The organism is Streptomyces botrytidirepellens (genome assembly GCF_003721215.1).
In the GTDB taxonomy this organism is placed as follows: domain Bacteria; phylum Actinomycetota; class Actinomycetes; order Streptomycetales; family Streptomycetaceae; genus Streptomyces; species Streptomyces himastatinicus.
Map to the genome: position 1 here is coordinate 1 of NZ_RIBZ01000876.1, position 16,574 is coordinate 16,574.

General features: G+C 71.5%; 14 protein-coding genes. 7 read left to right on the forward strand and 7 right to left on the reverse strand.

The window, feature by feature from the left end; all coding sequences use genetic code 11:
• Positions 1-353 precede the first annotated feature (353 nt).
• The gene (locus tag EEJ42_RS47945; protein WP_009717477.1) at positions 354-560 is read left to right on the forward strand and encodes a cold-shock protein; all 207 of its coding nucleotides are present in this window, start codon (positions 354-356) and stop codon (positions 558-560) included.
• 212 nt (positions 561-772) lie between these two features.
• Here EEJ42_RS47945 and EEJ42_RS47950 read toward each other — a convergent pair whose 3' ends face one another.
• The 6 genes from EEJ42_RS47950 to EEJ42_RS47980 all read right to left on the reverse strand — a co-directional run bounded on the left by EEJ42_RS47950 (position 773) and on the right by EEJ42_RS47980 (position 8,638).
• Positions 773-3,157, reverse strand: a complete 2,385-nt coding sequence (locus EEJ42_RS47950) for a HelD family protein (protein WP_184503623.1) — start codon at positions 3,155-3,157, stop codon at positions 773-775.
• 174 nt (positions 3,158-3,331) lie between these two features.
• Positions 3,332-4,105 carry an anti-sigma factor family protein gene (locus EEJ42_RS47955; protein WP_123108442.1) on the reverse strand — a complete coding sequence of 258 codons (774 nt, stop codon included), beginning with the start codon at positions 4,103-4,105 and terminating at the stop codon, positions 3,332-3,334.
• Positions 4,102-4,623 (reverse strand): sigma-70 family RNA polymerase sigma factor, encoded by a 522-nt coding sequence (locus EEJ42_RS47960; RefSeq protein WP_039938820.1) that lies wholly within the window; start codon positions 4,621-4,623, stop codon positions 4,102-4,104. The genes EEJ42_RS47955 and EEJ42_RS47960 overlap by 4 nt, the downstream gene beginning before the upstream one ends.
• A gap of 232 nt (positions 4,624-4,855) precedes the next feature.
• Positions 4,856-5,473 (reverse strand): CGNR zinc finger domain-containing protein, encoded by a 618-nt coding sequence (locus EEJ42_RS47965; RefSeq protein WP_123108443.1) that lies wholly within the window; start codon positions 5,471-5,473, stop codon positions 4,856-4,858.
• A 439-nt stretch (positions 5,474-5,912) separates the two neighbouring features.
• Positions 5,913-7,070, reverse strand: coding sequence for a uroporphyrinogen-III synthase (locus tag EEJ42_RS47975; RefSeq protein ID WP_123108445.1), 1,158 nt, complete (start codon positions 7,068-7,070; stop codon positions 5,913-5,915).
• A 173-nt stretch (positions 7,071-7,243) separates the two neighbouring features.
• Entirely contained in the window at positions 7,244-8,638 is a 1,395-nt protein-coding gene (locus tag EEJ42_RS47980) for a nitrate/nitrite transporter (RefSeq protein WP_123108464.1), read from the reverse strand.
• 223 nt (positions 8,639-8,861) lie between these two features.
• Here EEJ42_RS47980 and EEJ42_RS47985 point away from each other — a divergent pair, with 223 nt between their 5' ends.
• From EEJ42_RS47985 to yicI, 6 genes are all read left to right on the forward strand, one after another.
• A complete protein-coding gene (locus EEJ42_RS47985) occupies positions 8,862-9,218 on the forward strand; it encodes a hypothetical protein (protein ID WP_123108446.1) in 357 nt (118 codons plus the stop codon).
• A 71-nt stretch (positions 9,219-9,289) separates the two neighbouring features.
• Complete coding sequence (locus EEJ42_RS47990; protein WP_246097968.1) at positions 9,290-9,466, forward strand: hypothetical protein; 177 nt, start codon at positions 9,290-9,292, stop codon at positions 9,464-9,466.
• Positions 9,467-9,671: 205 nt separating this feature from the next.
• A complete protein-coding gene (locus tag EEJ42_RS47995) occupies positions 9,672-10,976 on the forward strand; it encodes an ABC transporter substrate-binding protein (RefSeq protein ID WP_123108447.1) in 1,305 nt (434 codons plus the stop codon).
• Positions 10,973-11,869 (forward strand): carbohydrate ABC transporter permease, encoded by an 897-nt coding sequence (locus EEJ42_RS48000; RefSeq protein ID WP_123108448.1) that lies wholly within the window; start codon positions 10,973-10,975, stop codon positions 11,867-11,869. The genes EEJ42_RS47995 and EEJ42_RS48000 overlap by 4 nt, the downstream gene beginning before the upstream one ends.
• 53 nt (positions 11,870-11,922) lie before the next feature.
• Entirely contained in the window at positions 11,923-12,687 is a 765-nt protein-coding gene (locus tag EEJ42_RS48005) for a carbohydrate ABC transporter permease (protein ID WP_123108465.1), read from the forward strand.
• A gap of 24 nt (positions 12,688-12,711) precedes the next feature.
• Positions 12,712-15,000 (forward strand): alpha-xylosidase, encoded by a 2,289-nt coding sequence (gene yicI / locus EEJ42_RS48010; RefSeq protein WP_123108449.1) that lies wholly within the window; start codon positions 12,712-12,714, stop codon positions 14,998-15,000.
• Here the strand turns inward: yicI and dacB are convergent.
• Positions 14,981-16,543 (reverse strand): D-alanyl-D-alanine carboxypeptidase/D-alanyl-D-alanine endopeptidase, encoded by a 1,563-nt coding sequence (gene dacB, locus EEJ42_RS48015; RefSeq protein WP_123108450.1) that lies wholly within the window; start codon positions 16,541-16,543, stop codon positions 14,981-14,983. The genes yicI and dacB overlap by 20 nt on opposite strands.
• Positions 16,544-16,574 lie beyond the last annotated feature (31 nt).

Here is a 16,574-nt window from a genome sequence, read left to right on the forward strand (position 1 = left end):
CCGCGGTACCGCTCGCGGGGACCTCCAGCCGGACCGTCATCGAGTACGAGACGCTGGGCGCCGTTGCCATGACCGTCTTCCTCTGCTTTCCCTTGTGCCAGGTGTGCCGGGCCCCGGATTGCGGGGCCACGTCCTCAGATGGTTGCACCTACCTTCTGGTACGAGGTAACCCGGCCCGACTTTCGGACATATTGTTCTGACATGCCACGTGGGGTCAGCCGAGTGGAAAGCCCCACTCCTTCGCGGGAACGCCGGGCGAGGCGGACCGTTCCCGCAGCGCACGCCCCTAGGCTCTGGCGCGCACAGCGCCGAACGACGTCCACCGGCGTCGAGAAACACGAGGAGCAGCGGGCATGGCTCAGGGCACCGTCAAATGGTTCAACGCCGAGAAGGGCTACGGCTTCATCGCCCAGGAGGGCGGCGGGCCGGACGTCTTCGTCCACTACAGCTCGATCAACGGCAACGGCTACCGCAGCCTTGCGGACGACCAGCGGGTCGAATTCCAGATCGTGCAGGGCCGCAAGGGCCCGCAAGCCGAAGAGGTCCGCGTCCTCGGCTGAGGACGCGGACCTCCGCGCTATGACGTTGTAGGTGGCACCGACCCGCCATGCTCGCCTCGCGGCAAGTGGTCGCTCGTAGCGACGATGGTTGGGCCCGGGGGCTTGGATCGAGCCGGTGCCACAGCAAGGCTAACAAACCATCCCTGGAAGCGATTCCCCACCGGACGGCCCGATTTCGCTCCGTCCCCCGGACGGTCCCTCAGCGGATCCGTTCAGTCCCTCAGCAGGTCCGGGACGCCGTCCCGGTCCGGGTCGTCGCGCTCCCCCGGGACCACGGTCAGCCGCTGGGTCGCCCGGGTGAGCGCCACGTACAGCACCCGCAGCCCGGCCGGTGACTCGTCGGCGATCTCGGCGGGCGAGACCACCACCGTCGCGTCGTACTCCAGCCCCTTGGCCTCCAGGCTGCCCAGCGCCACCACCCGGTCGCCGAGCCCCGCCAGCCAGCGGCGGGCCTGCTCGCGGCGGCCCATGGCGACGACAACGCCGACCGTGCCGTCCACCTCGTCCAGCAGCCGGTTCGCCTCCGCGCGGACGTGACGCGCCAGGTCGCCGTCGCCGTCCGGGAGCGGCGCGAACCGCGGCACGGCGCCGGTCGAGCGCACCGCGCGGGGCGAGGGGGTGCCGGGCATCGCGAGCGCCAGCACCCTGGCGGCCAGCTCGGCGATCTCCGCCGGGTTGCGGTAGTTGACGGTGAGGGTGAAGCGGCGGCGCGGACGGGTGCCCAGCGCCTCGTCACGGGCCCCGGCCGCCTCGTCCGGGTCGGACCAGGAGGACTGGGCCGGGTCGCCGACCACCGTCCAGGTGGCGTGGCGGCCGCGCCGCCCCACCATCCGCCACTGCATGGGCGTCAGGTCCTGGGCCTCGTCCACGATGATGTGCGCGTAGTCGGTGCGCTCCTGCTCCGCCCGGTCCGCGCGGCCGCGCCGGGGGCCGCTGCGGTCGGCGAAGGTGGTCAGCTCCTCAAGACCGGTGAGCTGGTCCAGCGGATCGACCTCGCGGGGCTTCGCCGGGCGGGACGGGGCGCCCAGGATGGTGTGCAGCTCGTCCAGCAGCGCCACGTCGTGCACCGACAGCGGGCCCTGCCCGTCCTGGCCCAGCCGGGCCAGGGAACGGGCCACCAGACGGGCCTCGCGCGGGTTCAGCACCCGCCGTGACCAGCGGCCCAGCCGCTTCTCGTCGGCCATCGCTGCGAGTACGGAGCGCGGGGTCAGCTCGGGCCACCAGGCGTCCAGGAAGTCGGCGAACGCGTCCTCGCCGGAGATGTCCTCGTCGAAGCCCTCGCGCGCCTCGGCGGCCAGTTCGGGGTCCGGGTAGCGGCGCGGGCCGCCCGAGCGGGCCCACAGCGCGTCCAGCAGCAGGCGGCGGGCGCGCGGGCGCAGCAGGTTGACGGGCGCGGTGCCGCCCAGCGCGTTCTGCCGGATGCCGCGCAGCTCCTCGGCGTCCAGCTCGATGCGGCTGCCGAAGGCGACGACCCGCAGGCGCTCGGGCGGCCCGCCGGGTCTCTCGCCTCTGCCCGGCGCGTCGGCCGCGGCGGCAGCGTCGTCCAGGCTCAGCTGGCCGTCGCCGTCGGCGGGCGCCGGGCCCGCGGACGGCAGCTCCAGGGCGCCGCGGGCCGCCTTGCGCAGCAGCTTCGTCATGCGGGACGAGCCCTTGATCCGGGCCACGGCCGGTTCGTCGTACGTGGTGGCCTCGGCGCCCTCGACCAGGGAGCCGACCGCGCGGATCGCCACCTGGCCCTCCTCGCCCAGCGAGGGCAGCACGCCCTCGGTGTACGCGACGAGCAGCGGGGTGGGGCTGACGACCAGGATGCCGCCCGCGTACCGCCTGCGGTCCTGGTAGAGCAGATACGCGGCGCGGTGCAGCGCGACCGCGGTCTTGCCGGTGCCGGGGCCGCCCTCGACCTCGGTGACGGAGGCGGCGGGCGCGCGGATCACCATGTCCTGCTCGGCCTGGATGGAGGCGACGATGTCGCGCATGGTGTGGCCGCGGGCCTGGCCGAGCGCGGCCATCAACGCACCGTCGCCGACCACCGGCAGCGCCTCGCCGCCGAGGGTCGCGGTCAGCTCGGGGCGCATCAGGTCGTCCTCGACGCCCAGCACCCGGCGGCCCTTGCTGCGGATCACGCGGCGGCGCACGACCCGGCCGGGAGCGACCGGGGTGGAGCGGTAGAAGGGGGCGGCGGCGGGGGCCCGCCAGTCGATCACCAGCGGGGAGTAGTCGGCGTCCAGCACCCCGATGCGGCCGATGTGCAGGGTCTCCGCGATCTCCGCGCGGTCCCCGTCCTCCCCCGGCCGGATGGCGTCGTCGGCGGGTTCCACGGAGGTGTACGCACCGTCCGGGCCGCGCTCGCCGTCCTTGCCGAGGAGCAGATCGATGCGGCCGAAGAGGAAGTCCTCGAACTCGCTGTTCAGGCGGTTGAGGTGGACCCCGGCCCGGAACACCTGGGCGTCGCGCTCGGCGAGCGCGCCCGGGGTGCCGACCTGGCCGCGCTTGGCGGCGTCGTCCATGAGGAACTCCGCCTCGTGGATCTTCTCCTCGAGGCGGCGGTACACGCGGTCCAGATGGGTCTGTTCGATCCGGATCTCACGGTCCCGGATCCCGTCCCCGGCGTCACGCGGCGGGGCCGTCCGGCTTTCGTGCGTGACGTTCCGCGTAACGTTCTGCGTGGCGTTCTGCGCGGCCACCCAAGCCCCCTTCTGTGTACATAGGGCAGCCGTCAACCGTACACCCACCCGTGCGCGCCGCTCGGATATCGACCGGCCCGGACCGGCTCAGATATTGACCTCGGCCAGCCGCCGGCCGTCGAGGGTGCGGACCTCGAAGCGGGCGATGTCGCTCTCGTTCATCGCCGCGCCGCCCTGCGCGTACAGCGGCTCCTTGTTCCAGCGGGAGCCGTCGCCGTCCTTGATCCCGTAGCCCGCGCTGGGCACGGCCCACGTCGTGACGGTCTCCTCGTGACCGTCCTTGCCGATGGCGATCAGATCGCAGCTCTTGGGCCCCTTGAGGTTGCCCAACTTGAGCGCGATGGCGGTGCCCCAGCCCTTCTGGGCCAGCGAGACCGAGGCGTCCACCTTGGTCTCGGGGTCCACCGAGCTGTACTTCTTGCCCTGGTCATAGGCCGCCTGCGCCGGGTTGGCCGCGGCGATCGGGGGGTTGGTGCCGCCCCCGCCGTCGTCGGAGCCCGAGGTGACCGCAGCGCCCGCGAGCGGGCCGCCGACGATCATGAGGCCCGCCGCGGCGACGAGGAAGAGCCGCCTGCGGTTCTTCGTGCGGCGGCTGACCGTCACCTCGTCGAGCAGTCGGTCCAGCATCTCGGGCCCGGGGCGGGCGGTGAGGGTGGCGGGGTCGTGGACGGCCGTGCCGTCGGTGTTGGTCGCGTAGTCCGCCAGCAGTGGTGGGATGCCCATCAGCCCGTCCAGCTCTGCCGCACACCGCTCGCACCCGATCAGGTGCTCCTCGAAACGCGCCGCGTCGGCCGCGTCGAGGACGCCGAGCGCATAGGCGCCGACGGCGGTGTGCTGCTGGTCGTCCGCTGTCGGCATCATGCCGAGACCCCCCGTTCCTCAAGTGAGAGCTTGAGCGAACGCAGCGCGTAGTAAACCCGGGATCGTACGGTCCCGGGCGGCACGCGCAGCACTCCCGCAGCCTCACTCACCGTCCGTCCCTTGAAGTATGTCTCGACGAGCGCCTCTCTGTGCGCATCGGACAGGTCATTCAGGGCATCGGAAATGGTCATCTGACGGAGCGCCCGATCTATGTCATCCGCTGCGGGCATGACATGCAGGGGGGCCGCGTCGACCTCTTGGGGGCGGGCACGGCGGCTTCGGTGGCCGTCGATGACGATGCGGCGAGCCACGGTTACCAGCCACGGGCGTACGGAACCGCCACTGCGCTGTAGCTGGTCGGCGTTGCGCCAAGCCCGTAAAAGCGTCTCCTGAACCACGTCCTCGGCGCGGTGCCGGTCGCCTGCGACCAGGCGCAGGACGAAGGCGAGAAGCGGGCCCGCATGCTCCGCATAGAGCGCGCGCATCAGCGCGTCGTCCGGTGTCGTCCTCTCGGTCACGAGGGCATCTTTGCGTACGCAAGGCGCTGGGTCGAGGGGCGTACGGGCTGGAATGATCCGCCGTTCATTCACAACCCTGTGACATTCCTCCCACTTCTGCGCTGAACATTTCCCGGGCCACGCCACGTACTTGAGGCCGAGAACCCGGCGCCGGGCGGGCGTCGGCCACCATAAAGGGCTCCCTCCCCAAACACCGCCCCGCAGGCCCCGGTCCCCCCATCCGGGGCCTGCGTCATGTCTGAAACTCGTTCATGTTTTGCTCGCGCTGTGGGTTTAAACGGCGTCGGTGGCGTGCCACGCGCTCCCGGTTGCCGCACAACTCGCTGGAGCACCAGCGGCGGCGACGGCCCCGCGAGGTGTCCAGGTACACCAGCGAGCAGCTCTCCCCCTCGCAGCGCCGCAACTGCCCCCGCGCGACGGGGTCGGTGAGCAGCGCGACGGCGTCGCGGGCGATCTGGGCGAGCAGCGCCCCGCAGTCGGGGGCGGCGGCGAGCCGGGCGACGAGGGTGCCGTCGGTGGCGCGTACGGCCCGCACGGCGGGCGGGGCGGTGGCGGCGAGCGCGTTCACTCGTTCCAGGTCCGGCCCTGCGGCCCTGCCCTCCACCTCCGTGTGCACGATGCGGTGGAGGAGGTCGCGGGCGGCGCGGAAGCGGGTGAGCCAGGCGGTGTCGACGGCGTCGAGGGCGGTGCCGCCGGGGATCAGGCCGGTGCCGAGCAGCCAGGCTCTGAGGGGTTCGACGCCGTCGAGGCGTTCGACGGGGGTTTCGCTGAGGCGGCCGTCAACGGTGGCCACCAGGTCCAGGCAGATCCGCCCGGAGTCGAACCGCAGGTCGAAGGCGTCCGCCGCCATGTTCCTGTCACCTCCAGGGCGCCGCTGGGCTCCCTCCAGGGTGCCCGTCCCGGGCCCGGCCCGGTACCCCGCCGTCGTGGCGGAGGCGGATGTTCCCCGCCCCGCCCCTTCCCGCAGTATCGATATGCGGCTCCGCCGCGTGGGAGGCTCCGCCCCGGCCCCCGTTGCGGGGGCTCCGCCCCCTGCACCACCGCCGGGGCTCCGCCCCTGGACCCCGCTCCTCAAACGCCGGAGGGGCTGGGATGCGGGACATCTCCGCCCCGCCCCGCTCCGCCGGAAGGTCGAGGTGTTGTGTCCCCGCCGCCGGGCCCCGGGTTGTGGGCAATCGTTCCGCAGAGGGGGCACCTCCCAGCGGTAGCTGGAGGAGGAACGGGTGGGCACAACCCGGCCACCGGGCCGCACCCGGCAACGAAACCCCCGGGCCCGGAGACAGTTGCCGCTACCCGTCGCCGTACTTCGTGTCGGCCACCGGGTCCAGCGCCAGCCGGTAGCCCCGCTTGACCACCGTCTGGATCAGCTTGGGCGAGCCCAGGGCGGTGCGGAGGCGGGCCATCGCCGTCTCCACGGCGTGCTCGTCGCGCCCCGCGCCCGGGAGGACCTTCAGCAGGTCGGCGCGGGCCACGACCCAGCCCGGGTGGCGGGCCAGGGCCCGCAGCAGGGCCATTCCGGCGGGCGGGACGGTGCGCAGCTCGCCGTCCACGACGACCGCGTGGCCGCGGATCTCCAGCCGCCGGCCTGCGACCGGCAACGGGCGGACCCGGCCGGGGAGTTCGCTGGTCAGCAGCTGGACGAGGGGGCCGAGCCGGAAGCGTTCGGGCTGGCTGGTGGGGACGTCCTGGGCCTCCAGCGGCAGCGCGGTGACCGGGCCGACGCACGCGGGCAGCACATCGTGGCGCAGCGCGTCGAGCAGCTCCTCGCGCATGCCGCGCCGCTCGGCGCGGTCCAAGAGGCTCGCCGCGGCGGGGGCGCTGGTGAAGGTGATGGCGTCCACGGCGCGGGCGACGGTCGCGTCCAGCAGCCGGTCGACCGGGCCGAGATCATCCGGCGGCATCCACCGGTAGACCGGCACGCCGACCACCTCCGCGCCCCCGGCACGCAGCGACTCGACGAAGCCGGGCAGCGGCTCGCCGTGCAGCTGGACGGCGATGCGGCGGCCGTCGACGCCCTCCTCCAGCAGCCGGTCGAGCACCTCGGCCATCGATTCGGAGGCCGGGGACCACTTCTCGGTGAGCCCGGCGGCCCGTACGGCGCCTTTCACCTTGGGCCCGCGGGCCAGCAGTTCGATGTCGCGCAGCCGGTTCAGCAGGGCGTCGCCCAGCCCCCAGCCGTCGGCGGCCTCGATCCAGCCGCGGAAGCCGATGGCGGTGGTGGCGATCACCACGTCGGGTGCGTGGTCGATCAACTGCTTGGTTGCGGTGAGCAGTTCGGAGTCGTCGGAGAGCGGCACGATCCGCAGTGCGGGCGCGTGCAGGACGGCCGCGCCGCGCCGCAGCAGCAGGGCGCCGAGTTCGTCCGCGCGGCGCGCGGCGGTGACGCCGACGGTGAACCCCGCGAGGGGGCCGACGGTCGGCGTCGCCTGGTGGTGGTCTCGCTGCATGTGGCTCTGGCTCTCGGCTCTCGTCCCGGTTCACTGTCGTATGCGCGCCTTGGGGTGAGTCGTCATCCTGGCGCCGTCCCGTGTCGGGCGCGGTTCACGGAGGTTTCCCGGTTGTAACGGGGCGTACGGTCACGGGCACGCCTTACGACCGTACGCCCCTGGAAGGTGTCGCCTCACACATCCGCGTAGGCGGGCTGCCGCGCCGTCTGCGCCTCCGGCGCACCGGCTCCCGCGGGCCGGGCCTTCGCCGGGCTGCGGCGGAGGTATACGGCCCAGGTGACCGCCGAGCACAGGGCGTAGAAGGCGAGGAAGGAGACGAAGGCCGGGGTGCCGGAGTGGGCGCTGCCGAAGGACTCCCGGAAGGCCAGGTTGATGCCGATCCCGCCGAGCGCGCCGACCGCCCCGATCAGCCCCATGGCCGCGCCGGACAGCCGCCGCCCGTAGCCCGCGGCCTCCTCGCCGGTGAGCCCGCGGGCGAGGGCCTTGGCCTGGAAGATGCCGGGGATCATCTTGTACGTGGAGCCGTTGCCGAGTCCGCTGAGGACGAAGAGGGCGATGAAGCCGGTGAGGAAGACGGGCAGCGACTTCTGCGCGGAGGCGTAGACGACCACGAGCGTGGCGGCGGCCATCCCGGCGAAGTTCCACAGCGTGATCCGCGCCCCGCCGTACACGTCGGCCAGCCGCCCGCCGACGGGGCGGATGAGGGAGCCGAGCAGCGGGCCGATGAAGGTGAGCGAGGCGGCCTGGAGCGGGGTGCGGTCGAACTGGTTCTGGAGCACCAGTCCGAAGGCGAAGCTGTAGCCGATGAACGAGCCGAAGGTGCCGATGTAGAGCAGCGACATGATCCAGGTGTGGGCGTCCCGGGCCGCCTCCTTGGCCGCCCCGGCGTCGTTCTTCACCGGCGCCAGGTTGTCCATGAAGAGCGCCGAGAGGGCCGCCGCGATCACGATCAGCGGGATGTAGACGGCGAGCACGATCCGCGGGTGGGAGGCCCCGGCCGTGCCGATGACGAGCAGGCCGATCAGCTGGATGACCGGCACGCCGATGTTGCCGCCGCCCGCGTTGAGCCCGAGGGCCCAGCCCTTCTTGCGCAGCGGGTAGAAGGAGTTGATGTTGGTCATGGAGGAGGCGAAGTTCCCGCCGCCGACCCCGGTGAGCGCCGCGACCACCATGAACGTGGTGTACGAGGTGCCGGGCTCCATCACCGCCGCGGCCGTGATCGAGGGCACCAGCAGCATCGCGGCGCTGATGATCGTCCAGTTGCGGCCGCCGAAGCGGGCCACGGCGAAGGTGTACGGGACGCGGAGGATCCCGCCGACCAGGGTGGGCATCGCGACCAGGAAGAACTTCCCGGCCGGGTCGACCCCGTACTCCGGTCCCATGAACAGGACCATCACGGACCACAGGCTCCAGATGGAGAAGCCGATGTGCTCGGAGAGGATGGAGAAGACCAGGTTGCGGGTCGCGATCCGCTCCCCCTTCTCCCGCCAGAACGTCTCGTCCTCCGGATCCCACTCCTCGATCCAGCGGCCCCCCTTGCGGGCGGGGGTGGTGGTCGGGGCAGTCATCAGGGCCTCCACAGTGCTCGGTGTCCCTGCCGACAGTAGGGACGGCGCATTACCGGCCTGTGGCGAGAGGTGACCGGCACGAAACCTTGCTCTCACCCGCGGCGGCGGGGTGCGGTGAGGGTGTCCGGGGCCCGGTCATCGACGCAATCGTCATTGCGCGCACACCCGCTTGCGCCCGGTACCGTGCCTCTTGCACCACCCGCCCGCCCTGCCGGAGGATCGCATGAGCGCACATTCCGTCGAACCGCCCGTGGACGGCGTTGTCCCCCGGCCGGAGCGGACCCCGGAATCGCTGCGCCTCGCACTGGCACGGGTCGCGCCCCACCGCCTCGGCGAGATGGAAACGCAGAAGAACGAGGCGTTCGCGCTGGCGGCCGAGCACAACAATCTGGGCCCCATCCACCAGTGGCTGACCATCTGGGCAGGCGAGGTCGAGATCGAGCGCCGCCCCGACCTGGCCGCGCGACGTCGCAACGCCGAGCACGCGGTCCATACCCTCGACAGGAACGACCCCGCGTGGCGCGCAGCCATGCAGGAACTCCTGGCCGTCGTGAACGAGGCCCGGGAGGCGACCGCGTGAGCTGAGCGTGGGAGTACGAGCCCAGCGAAGAGCACGTCGCGGGCGGCGCCCCACCCGCCCTGATCGCCGAAGTGGAGAAGAAGGCGGACGAACTGGTCCGAGCGGCGGCCGCCCTCTACCTGGACGGCACTGCCTATCAAGGCCCCTCACCGCGCGGCGAGAATCACCTTGTATCCGGCGGCATGTTCGTCTGCCAGGTGATCCCACGGCTGGAGCGTGTCTTCCTCCTGCAGGTCACGGCCTGGTGATCGTCACCGCCTGACGCGCTGCCCAATCGGGAGGCCGGGGGGCGGCGCGGCGCATGCCTCCCCCCTGCCCTGATCCACGGGCTTCCCCAGCATTTTGTCAACGCCATTGACATACCTCTCCGCGCCCGCCTATACCTCTGCCCATCGAAGCGCTTCGACGAACGTTGCACGTGCACATTCCTCCCAACCCTCCCGGAGGCAGTGGATGTTGACGGCACGGAAACGGACGAGACGAACGGGGACCGCCATCGCGGCCGCGGTCGCGGGGGCCCTGGTCCTGGCGGGGTGCGGGGGCGGTGGGGACGAGGCCGGGGACGGCAAGACGCTCACGCTGTGGCACTACGAGGCGCCCAACGGCGCCATGGGCGCGGCCTGGAACCAGGCGATCGAGGAGTTCAAGAAGAGCCATCCGGGCGTGACGGTGAAGTTCGAGGAGAAGGGCTTCGAACAGATTCGAAAGACCGCCTCGATGGTGCTGGGCTCGGACAGCGCGCCCGATCTCATGGAGTACAACAAGGGCAACGCCACCACCGGGCTGCTCTCCAAGCAGGGGCTGCTCACCGACCTCTCCCCGGAGGTCACCAAGCGCGGCTGGGACAAGCCGCTCAGCGCGGGAGTGCGCACCACCAGCCGGTACGACGCGCAGGGCGTGATGGGCTCCGGCAAGTGGTTCGGGGTGCCGAACTACGCCGAGTACACGATGGTCTTCTACAACAAGACCCTCTTCGAGAAGCACAAGGTGAAGGTGCCGACCACCTTCAAGGAGTTCACCGCCGCGCTGGAGGACTTCACGCGCAAGGGCGTCACCCCGCTCGCCAACGCGGGCGCCGAATACCCCGCCCAGCAGTACGTCTACCAGCTGGCCCTCTCCCGGGCCGACCGCTCCTGGGTGGACGCGTACGAGCAGTACAAGGGCGAGCCCGACTTCCACGACGCCGCCTGGACCTACGGCGCCACGACCTTCGCCGACTGGGTGAAGAAGGGCTACATCGCGAAGAGTTCGAGCGGCACCAAGGCCGAGGACGCGGGCGCGGCGTTCATCGCGGGGAAGTACCCGATGTTCTTCTCCGGCAGCTGGTGGTTCGGCCGCTTCAAGTCGGAGATCAAGGACGAGTGGGGCACGTTCCCCTTCCCCGGCTCCCAGCTGACGCTCGGCTCCGGTGGCAACTTATGGGTCGTCCCCAAGGGCGCGAAGAACAAGCAGCTCGCGTACGACTTCATCGACATCACGATGAAGAAGGGCATCCAGAACACCCTGGGCAACAAGGGCGGCGTGCCCGTGGCCGCCGATCCGGCCGCGATCACCGACCCCAAGGCCAAGAGCCTGATCCAGGACTTCACCGCCTACTCCGACGGCGGCGGCCTCGCCTTCTACCCGGACTGGCCGGTGCCCGGCTTCTACGACACCCTCGTCGCCGAGACCCAGAAGCTGATGACGGGCGACGCGCAGCCGGACGCCTATCTGGACGCGCTGGAGAAGGCGTACGAGGCGGGCGCGCCGAAGGGATGAGCAGGCAGCGCGAGTACCCGTACACGCTCTTCCTGATCCCCGGCGCGCTGGCGTTCCTCGCCGTCATCGTCGTCCCGTTCCTGATGAACACCGGGATCAGCTTCACCCACTGGCAGGGCGTCGGCACCCCGGAGTGGGCCGGGCTGGACAACTACCGGACGCTGCTGGACGACGACGCCTTCTGGGAGTCCTTCCGGCACAGCCTCGCCATGGTGGTGGCGATGGCGGCGATCCCGACCGCGCTCGGTCTGGTGCTGGCCGCCGCGCTGTTCGACTTCGTCGGCAAGCACTTCGGCTCCCGCACCGCGAGCGTGCTGCGCGCCTGCTTCTACCTCCCGCAGGTGCTGCCGATCGCGGTGGCGGGCATCGTCTGGAGCTGGATCCTGGCCCCCGAGGACGGCGCCCTCAACGATCTGCTGAAGGCGGTGGGCCTCGGCTCGCTGCGCCACGACTGGCTGGGCGACCCGGACCTCGCGCTGTACATCGTGATGGGCGTGATGGTATGGGTCCAGCTGGGCTTTCCGCTGGTGGTGTTCATGGCGGGGCTCCAGCGCGTCGACCCGTCCCTGTACGAGGCGGCCGAGCTGGACGGCGCCTCGTGGTGGCGGCGGTTCTGGCACGTCACGCTGCCGCAGATCCGCCCGGAGATCTCCGTCGTATTGCTGTGGTGCACGATCGCCGCGCTCAAGGTGTTCGGCGCGGTGTACGTGCTCACCAAGGGCGGCCCGGGCGGAGCGACCAATGTCCCCTCGTACTTCTCCTTCCAGTCGTTCTTCGAGAAGACGCAGGTCGGCTACGGTTCCGCCGTCTCGACCGTGCTCACCGTGATCATCCTGGCGCTGGCCCTGGTCGCCCTGCGCCTCCAGACGAGGGCGGAGGACCAGGAGCGGTGAGGGCCCTCAGGCGATATCCGGTGCTGGCCGCGCTGATCGTGGCGGCCGTCCTCATGGTGCTGCCGTTCCTGGTGGTCGCCCTCAACGCGGTCAAGTCGCCCGCCGAGTACTCCGCGAACGGGCCGCTGAGCCTGCCGGAGGGGCTCTATCTGGACGGGATCGCGGACTTCTGGGAACGGGTCGACTTCGGGCAGAAGCTGATCAACTCCGTACTGATCTCGGGATCGGTCGCGATCGGCGCCGCCGTGCTGTCCGTCCTCAACGCGTACGCCATCGGCATCGGCCGGGTGAAGGGCCGCCCCTGGGTGCTGGCCTTCTTCGTGCTGGCCAACATGCTGCCGCAGGAGGCGCTGGTCTACCCCGTCTACTACCTGTCGAAGGAGGCGGGGCTGTACGACACCCGGCTGAGCGTGATCCTCGTCTTCATCGTCATCCAGGCCGCGTTCGGCACCTATCTGCTCTCCTCCGTCCTCGGCGCCTTCCCCCGGGAGATCGTCGAGGCGGCCCGGATCGACGGCGCGAACAAGTGGCAGGTGCTGTGGCGGGTGGTGGTGCCGGTCAGCCGCCCCACCATCGGGGTGCTGCTGGTGTTCTTCTTCATCTGGACCTGGAACGAGTTCCTGCTGCCGCTGGTGATGCTGATCTCCAACGACAACCAGACGGTGTCGGTCGCCCTCGGCGTCCTCCAGGGCCAGCGGCTGATGGACGCCACCATGACCAACGCGGCCGCCCTGCTCGGCGTGGTCCCCGCGGTCATCTTCTTCCTGATCTTCCAGCGGACCCTGACCCGCGGCATCGCCGCGGGCGCGGTCAAATGACGCACACAACGAGGAGGGCCCCGCATGAAGTTCAGCGACGGCTACTGGCTGCTGCGTGAGGGCGTCAGCGCCGCCCACCCCACCGGGGTCCTCGACGTGGAAACCGGCCCGGGGCACCTCACCGTGCACGCCCCGACCCATCCCGTCCGCCACCGCGGCGACCTCCTCAAGGGCCCGGTCCTCACCCTGACCTGCACCGCGCCGCTGCCCGGCGTGATCGGGGTCCGGCTCACCCACTTCGCGGGCGGAGCGGACCGGGGCCCGTCGTTCGAGCTGGCCGGCGGCTCGTACGGGGAGGTGGCCTGCGACGAGGACGAGGCCCGGCTCACCTCCGGCGCCCTCACCGTACGCATCGCGCGCACGGGCCCCTGGCGCGTCGCCTTCGAGGCGGACGGCCGCATGCTCACCGGCAGCGGGCCCAAGGACGCGGGCATCATGGAGACCGCCGACGGCCACCACTACCTGCGCGAGCGGCTGGCCTTACGCGTCGGCACCTCCGCGTACGGCCTCGGCGAGCGCTTCGGCCCGCTGGTGAAGAACGGCCAGACCGTCGACATCTGGAACGCCGACGGCGGCACCGCCACCGAACAGGCCTACAAGAACGTCCCCTTCTACCTCACCGACGCGGGCTACGGCGTCTTCGTCGACCACCCCGGCGAGGTCTCCTTCGAGGTCGGCTCGGAGGCGGTCTCCCGCGTCCAGTTCAGCGCCGAGTGCCAGGAGCTGACGTACTACGTCATCCACGGGCCCACCCCGAAGGACATCCTGCGCACCTACACCGCCCTCACCGGCCGCCCCGCGCTGCCGCCCGCCTGGTCCTTCGGGCTGTGGCTGTCCACCTCCTTCACCACCTCCTACGACGAGGAGACGGTCACCGGCTTCGTCGACGGCATGGCGCAGCGCGAACTGCCGCTGTCCGTCTTCCACTTCGACTGCTTCTGGATGCGCGAGCACCACTGGTGCGACTTCACCTGGGACCCGCGCGTCTTCCCCGATCCGGCGGGCATGCTGCGGCGGCTGCGCGAGAAGGGCCTGCGCGTCTGCGTGTGGATCAACCCGTACATCGCGCAGCGCTCCCCGCTCTTCGCCGAGGGCAAGGCGGCCGGTCATCTGCTGAAACGGCCGGACGGCTCGGTGTGGCAGTGGGACCTGTGGCAGCCCGGCATGGCCCTGGTCGACTTCACCAGCCCCGCCGCGCGCGCCTGGTACGCGGAGAAGCTGACCGCGCTGCTCGACATGGGCGTGGACTGCTTCAAGACCGACTTCGGCGAGCGGGTCCCGCTGGACGTGGTGTACGCGGACGGCTCCGACCCCGAGCGGATGCACAACTACTACACCCACCTCTACAACCGCACCGTCTTCGAGGCGCTGCGCGAGAGCCGGGGTGAGCGCGAGGCTGTCGTCTTCGCGCGCTCCGCGACCGCGGGCGGCCAGCAGTTCCCGGTGCACTGGGGCGGCGACTGCGAGTCCACGTACGAGGCGATGGCCGAATCGCTGCGCGGCGGGCTCTCCCTCGGGCTGTCCGGCTTCGGCTTCTGGAGCCATGACATCGGCGGCTTCGAGGGCACCCCCGACCCCGCGCTCTTCAAGCGCTGGATCGCCTTCGGGCTGCTGTCCTCGCACAGCAGGCTGCACGGCTCGTCCTCCTACCGAGTGCCCTGGCACTTCGACGAGGAGTCGGTCGCTGTGCTGCGCTTCTTCACCCGGCTGAAGCTGCGGCTGATGCCGTACCTGTACGAGGCGGCGCGGCAGGCGCACGGCGAGGGCGTGCCGATGATGCGCGCCATGGTCCTCGAATTCCCCGGCGACCCGGGGTGCGCGGGCCTGGAGCGGCAGTACATGCTCGGCGGCGATCTGCTGGTCGCGCCGGTCTTCGACGACGAGGGCGAGGTCGCGTACTACGTCCCGGACGGGATGTGGACGCACGTGCTCAGCGGCCGGACCGTGCGCGGCCCGCGCTGGGTACACGAGCGGCACGGCTTCCTCAGCGTGCCGCTGCTGGCCCGGCCGGGCGCGGTGATCCCGTTCGGCGCGGCGTACGACCGGCCGGACGCCGACTGGGCGGACGGCATCACGCTGCGGGTGTACGAACCCTCCGCCCTGCCCGGCACCGGGGTCACCGTGCGGGTCCCCGCCCCGGACGGCTCGACGGCCGTCGCGTTCACCGTCGTACGGGACGGGGACACGCTGCACGCCGAGGCCGCCGGCCGGGCCCCGGCGCCCTGGCGGGTGGAGGTGGTGGGCGGGCCGTCCGCCGACGCGGAGGCGGGGACGGCCGCCCTGACGCTGCCGCTCAGCAACGACGAGGCTTGACCCAGGAGCACTCAAGATCCGCTGACTGCCCGCCCCGTACAGTCCGGGGCCGCACCCCCTCGGTGCGGCCCTCGCCGGACGTCGCGAGCGTCACCACGATCGCGTCCTCCAGGCTCTTCACCGACGGGGCGAGGTAGTTGTTGAGGACGATGCTGTAGACCAGTTCCCGGCCGTCCGCGTCCGTGACGTACCCGGAGAGCCCGGAGGCGCCGGTCAGGGAGCCGGTCTTGCCGCGCGCGTTGCCCGCGGCCGGGGTGCCGCACATGCGCGAGCGCAGCGTGCCGCCGACGAAGCGGTCCGGGGCGCAGGCCACCGGCAGCGACGCGTACCACTCCGCGTACCAGGGCTGCTGACGGACCGCCAGCAGCAGCTCGGTGAACTGCCCGGCCGCGATGTTGTCCATCCGGGACAGCCCGGAGCCGTCGACCTGGCGCACCGCTCCGGTGTCCACTCCCTGCTTCTTCAGCCAGTCAGCGATGGCGGCCAGCCCCGCGCTCCAGGTGCCCCGGCCCGCCGTCTCGTAGCCGATGGCCTTGGTGAGCACCTCGGCGTGGATGTTGTTGGACAGCTTCATGAACGGGATCAGCAGCTTCTTGAGCGCCATGGACCGATGCGAAGCGATAGTGCGCGCATCCGCCGGTGTGCCCTCCCCAAGCCGAGTGGCCCCAGCAACCCGCACCCCCTGCCTCTTCAACGCGTCGGCGAACACGGCGGCGGCGTACCCGGTGGGCTCCCAAACACTGACCCATTCCTTGGCGGTTTGTGCCCCGGCCGCGATGGCACCGCTGACGGTGATGGTGTTGGTGCCGTGCCCGCGCTCGACGGTGAGACCGCCGCTCCCGGTGGTCGCCCGGTTGTCGATGCGGACGTACCGGGTCTTGGGCGTGACCGTGACCTTGGGCCGCTCCCCCGCCGCCGCGCCCGGCGCGACCTCGACGATGACGCTGCCCGCGTCGTAGTCGGTGTCGGGGGCGACGGTGAGCGGGGAGATCTGCGCCGCGTAGTACGACGACTCGTCGTCCGCGGCCCACGAGCGGCCCGCGCGCTGCGCGTCGAACCGGGTGTCGTCGGCGATCAGCCGCCCGGTGACCCGGGTGATCCCCGCGTCGGCGACGTCCTTCGCCAGACGGTCGTAGTCCGCGGCCAGCAGGGTGGGATCACCGGTGCCGCGCAGATACAGATCACCCCGCAGGGTGCGCCCGTGGCGGGTGCCGTCGCCCAGGACATCGGTCCGGAAGGTGTGGTCGGGCCCCAGCAGCCCCATGGCGGCGGCCGAGGTGAACAGCTTGGTGTTGGAGGCGGGCATCAGCCGGTCGTCGGCCCGGTGCCGGTACAGCACGGCGCCGGAGTCGGCGTCGGCCACCACCACCCCGGCCGCCCCGCCCCTCAGCAGGGGGTCGTCGAGAATGCGGTCGACGGCCTCGCCGAACCCGGCCCGGGAGGCATCGGCCCCGGCCGGTGAACTCCAGGTGAGGGTGGCGACCAGCCCGATGACGAGGGGCCAGGCCCAGGCGCGCGCACGGCGGTTCATGGGTCTCTTCATGCCACGGCAGGATCCCGCACCCCGTCGCTTC

Bases quoted from the DNA above. Each gene is read 5' to 3' on its own strand.
- EEJ42_RS47945 (WP_009717477.1), top strand. From the start codon at position 354: ATGGCTCAGGGCACCGTCAAATGGTTCAACGCCGAGAAGGGCTACGGC.
- EEJ42_RS47955 (WP_123108442.1), bottom strand. From the start codon at position 4,105: ATGATGCCGACAGCGGACGACCAGCAGCACACCGCCGTCGGCGCCTAT.
- EEJ42_RS47965 (WP_123108443.1), bottom strand. From the start codon at position 5,473: ATGGCGGCGGACGCCTTCGACCTGCGGTTCGACTCCGGGCGGATCTGC.
- EEJ42_RS47975 (WP_123108445.1), bottom strand. From the start codon at position 7,070: ATGCAGCGAGACCACCACCAGGCGACGCCGACCGTCGGCCCCCTCGCG.
- EEJ42_RS47980 (WP_123108464.1), bottom strand. From the start codon at position 8,638: ATGACTGCCCCGACCACCACCCCCGCCCGCAAGGGGGGCCGCTGGATC.
- EEJ42_RS47985 (WP_123108446.1), top strand. From the start codon at position 8,862: ATGAGCGCACATTCCGTCGAACCGCCCGTGGACGGCGTTGTCCCCCGG.
- EEJ42_RS47995 (WP_123108447.1), top strand. From the start codon at position 9,672: ATGTTGACGGCACGGAAACGGACGAGACGAACGGGGACCGCCATCGCG.
- EEJ42_RS48000 (WP_123108448.1), top strand. From the start codon at position 10,973: ATGAGCAGGCAGCGCGAGTACCCGTACACGCTCTTCCTGATCCCCGGC.
- EEJ42_RS48005 (WP_123108465.1), top strand. From the start codon at position 11,923: ATGGTGCTGCCGTTCCTGGTGGTCGCCCTCAACGCGGTCAAGTCGCCC.
- yicI (WP_123108449.1), top strand. From the start codon at position 12,712: ATGAAGTTCAGCGACGGCTACTGGCTGCTGCGTGAGGGCGTCAGCGCC.
- dacB (WP_123108450.1), bottom strand. From the start codon at position 16,543: ATGAAGAGACCCATGAACCGCCGTGCGCGCGCCTGGGCCTGGCCCCTC.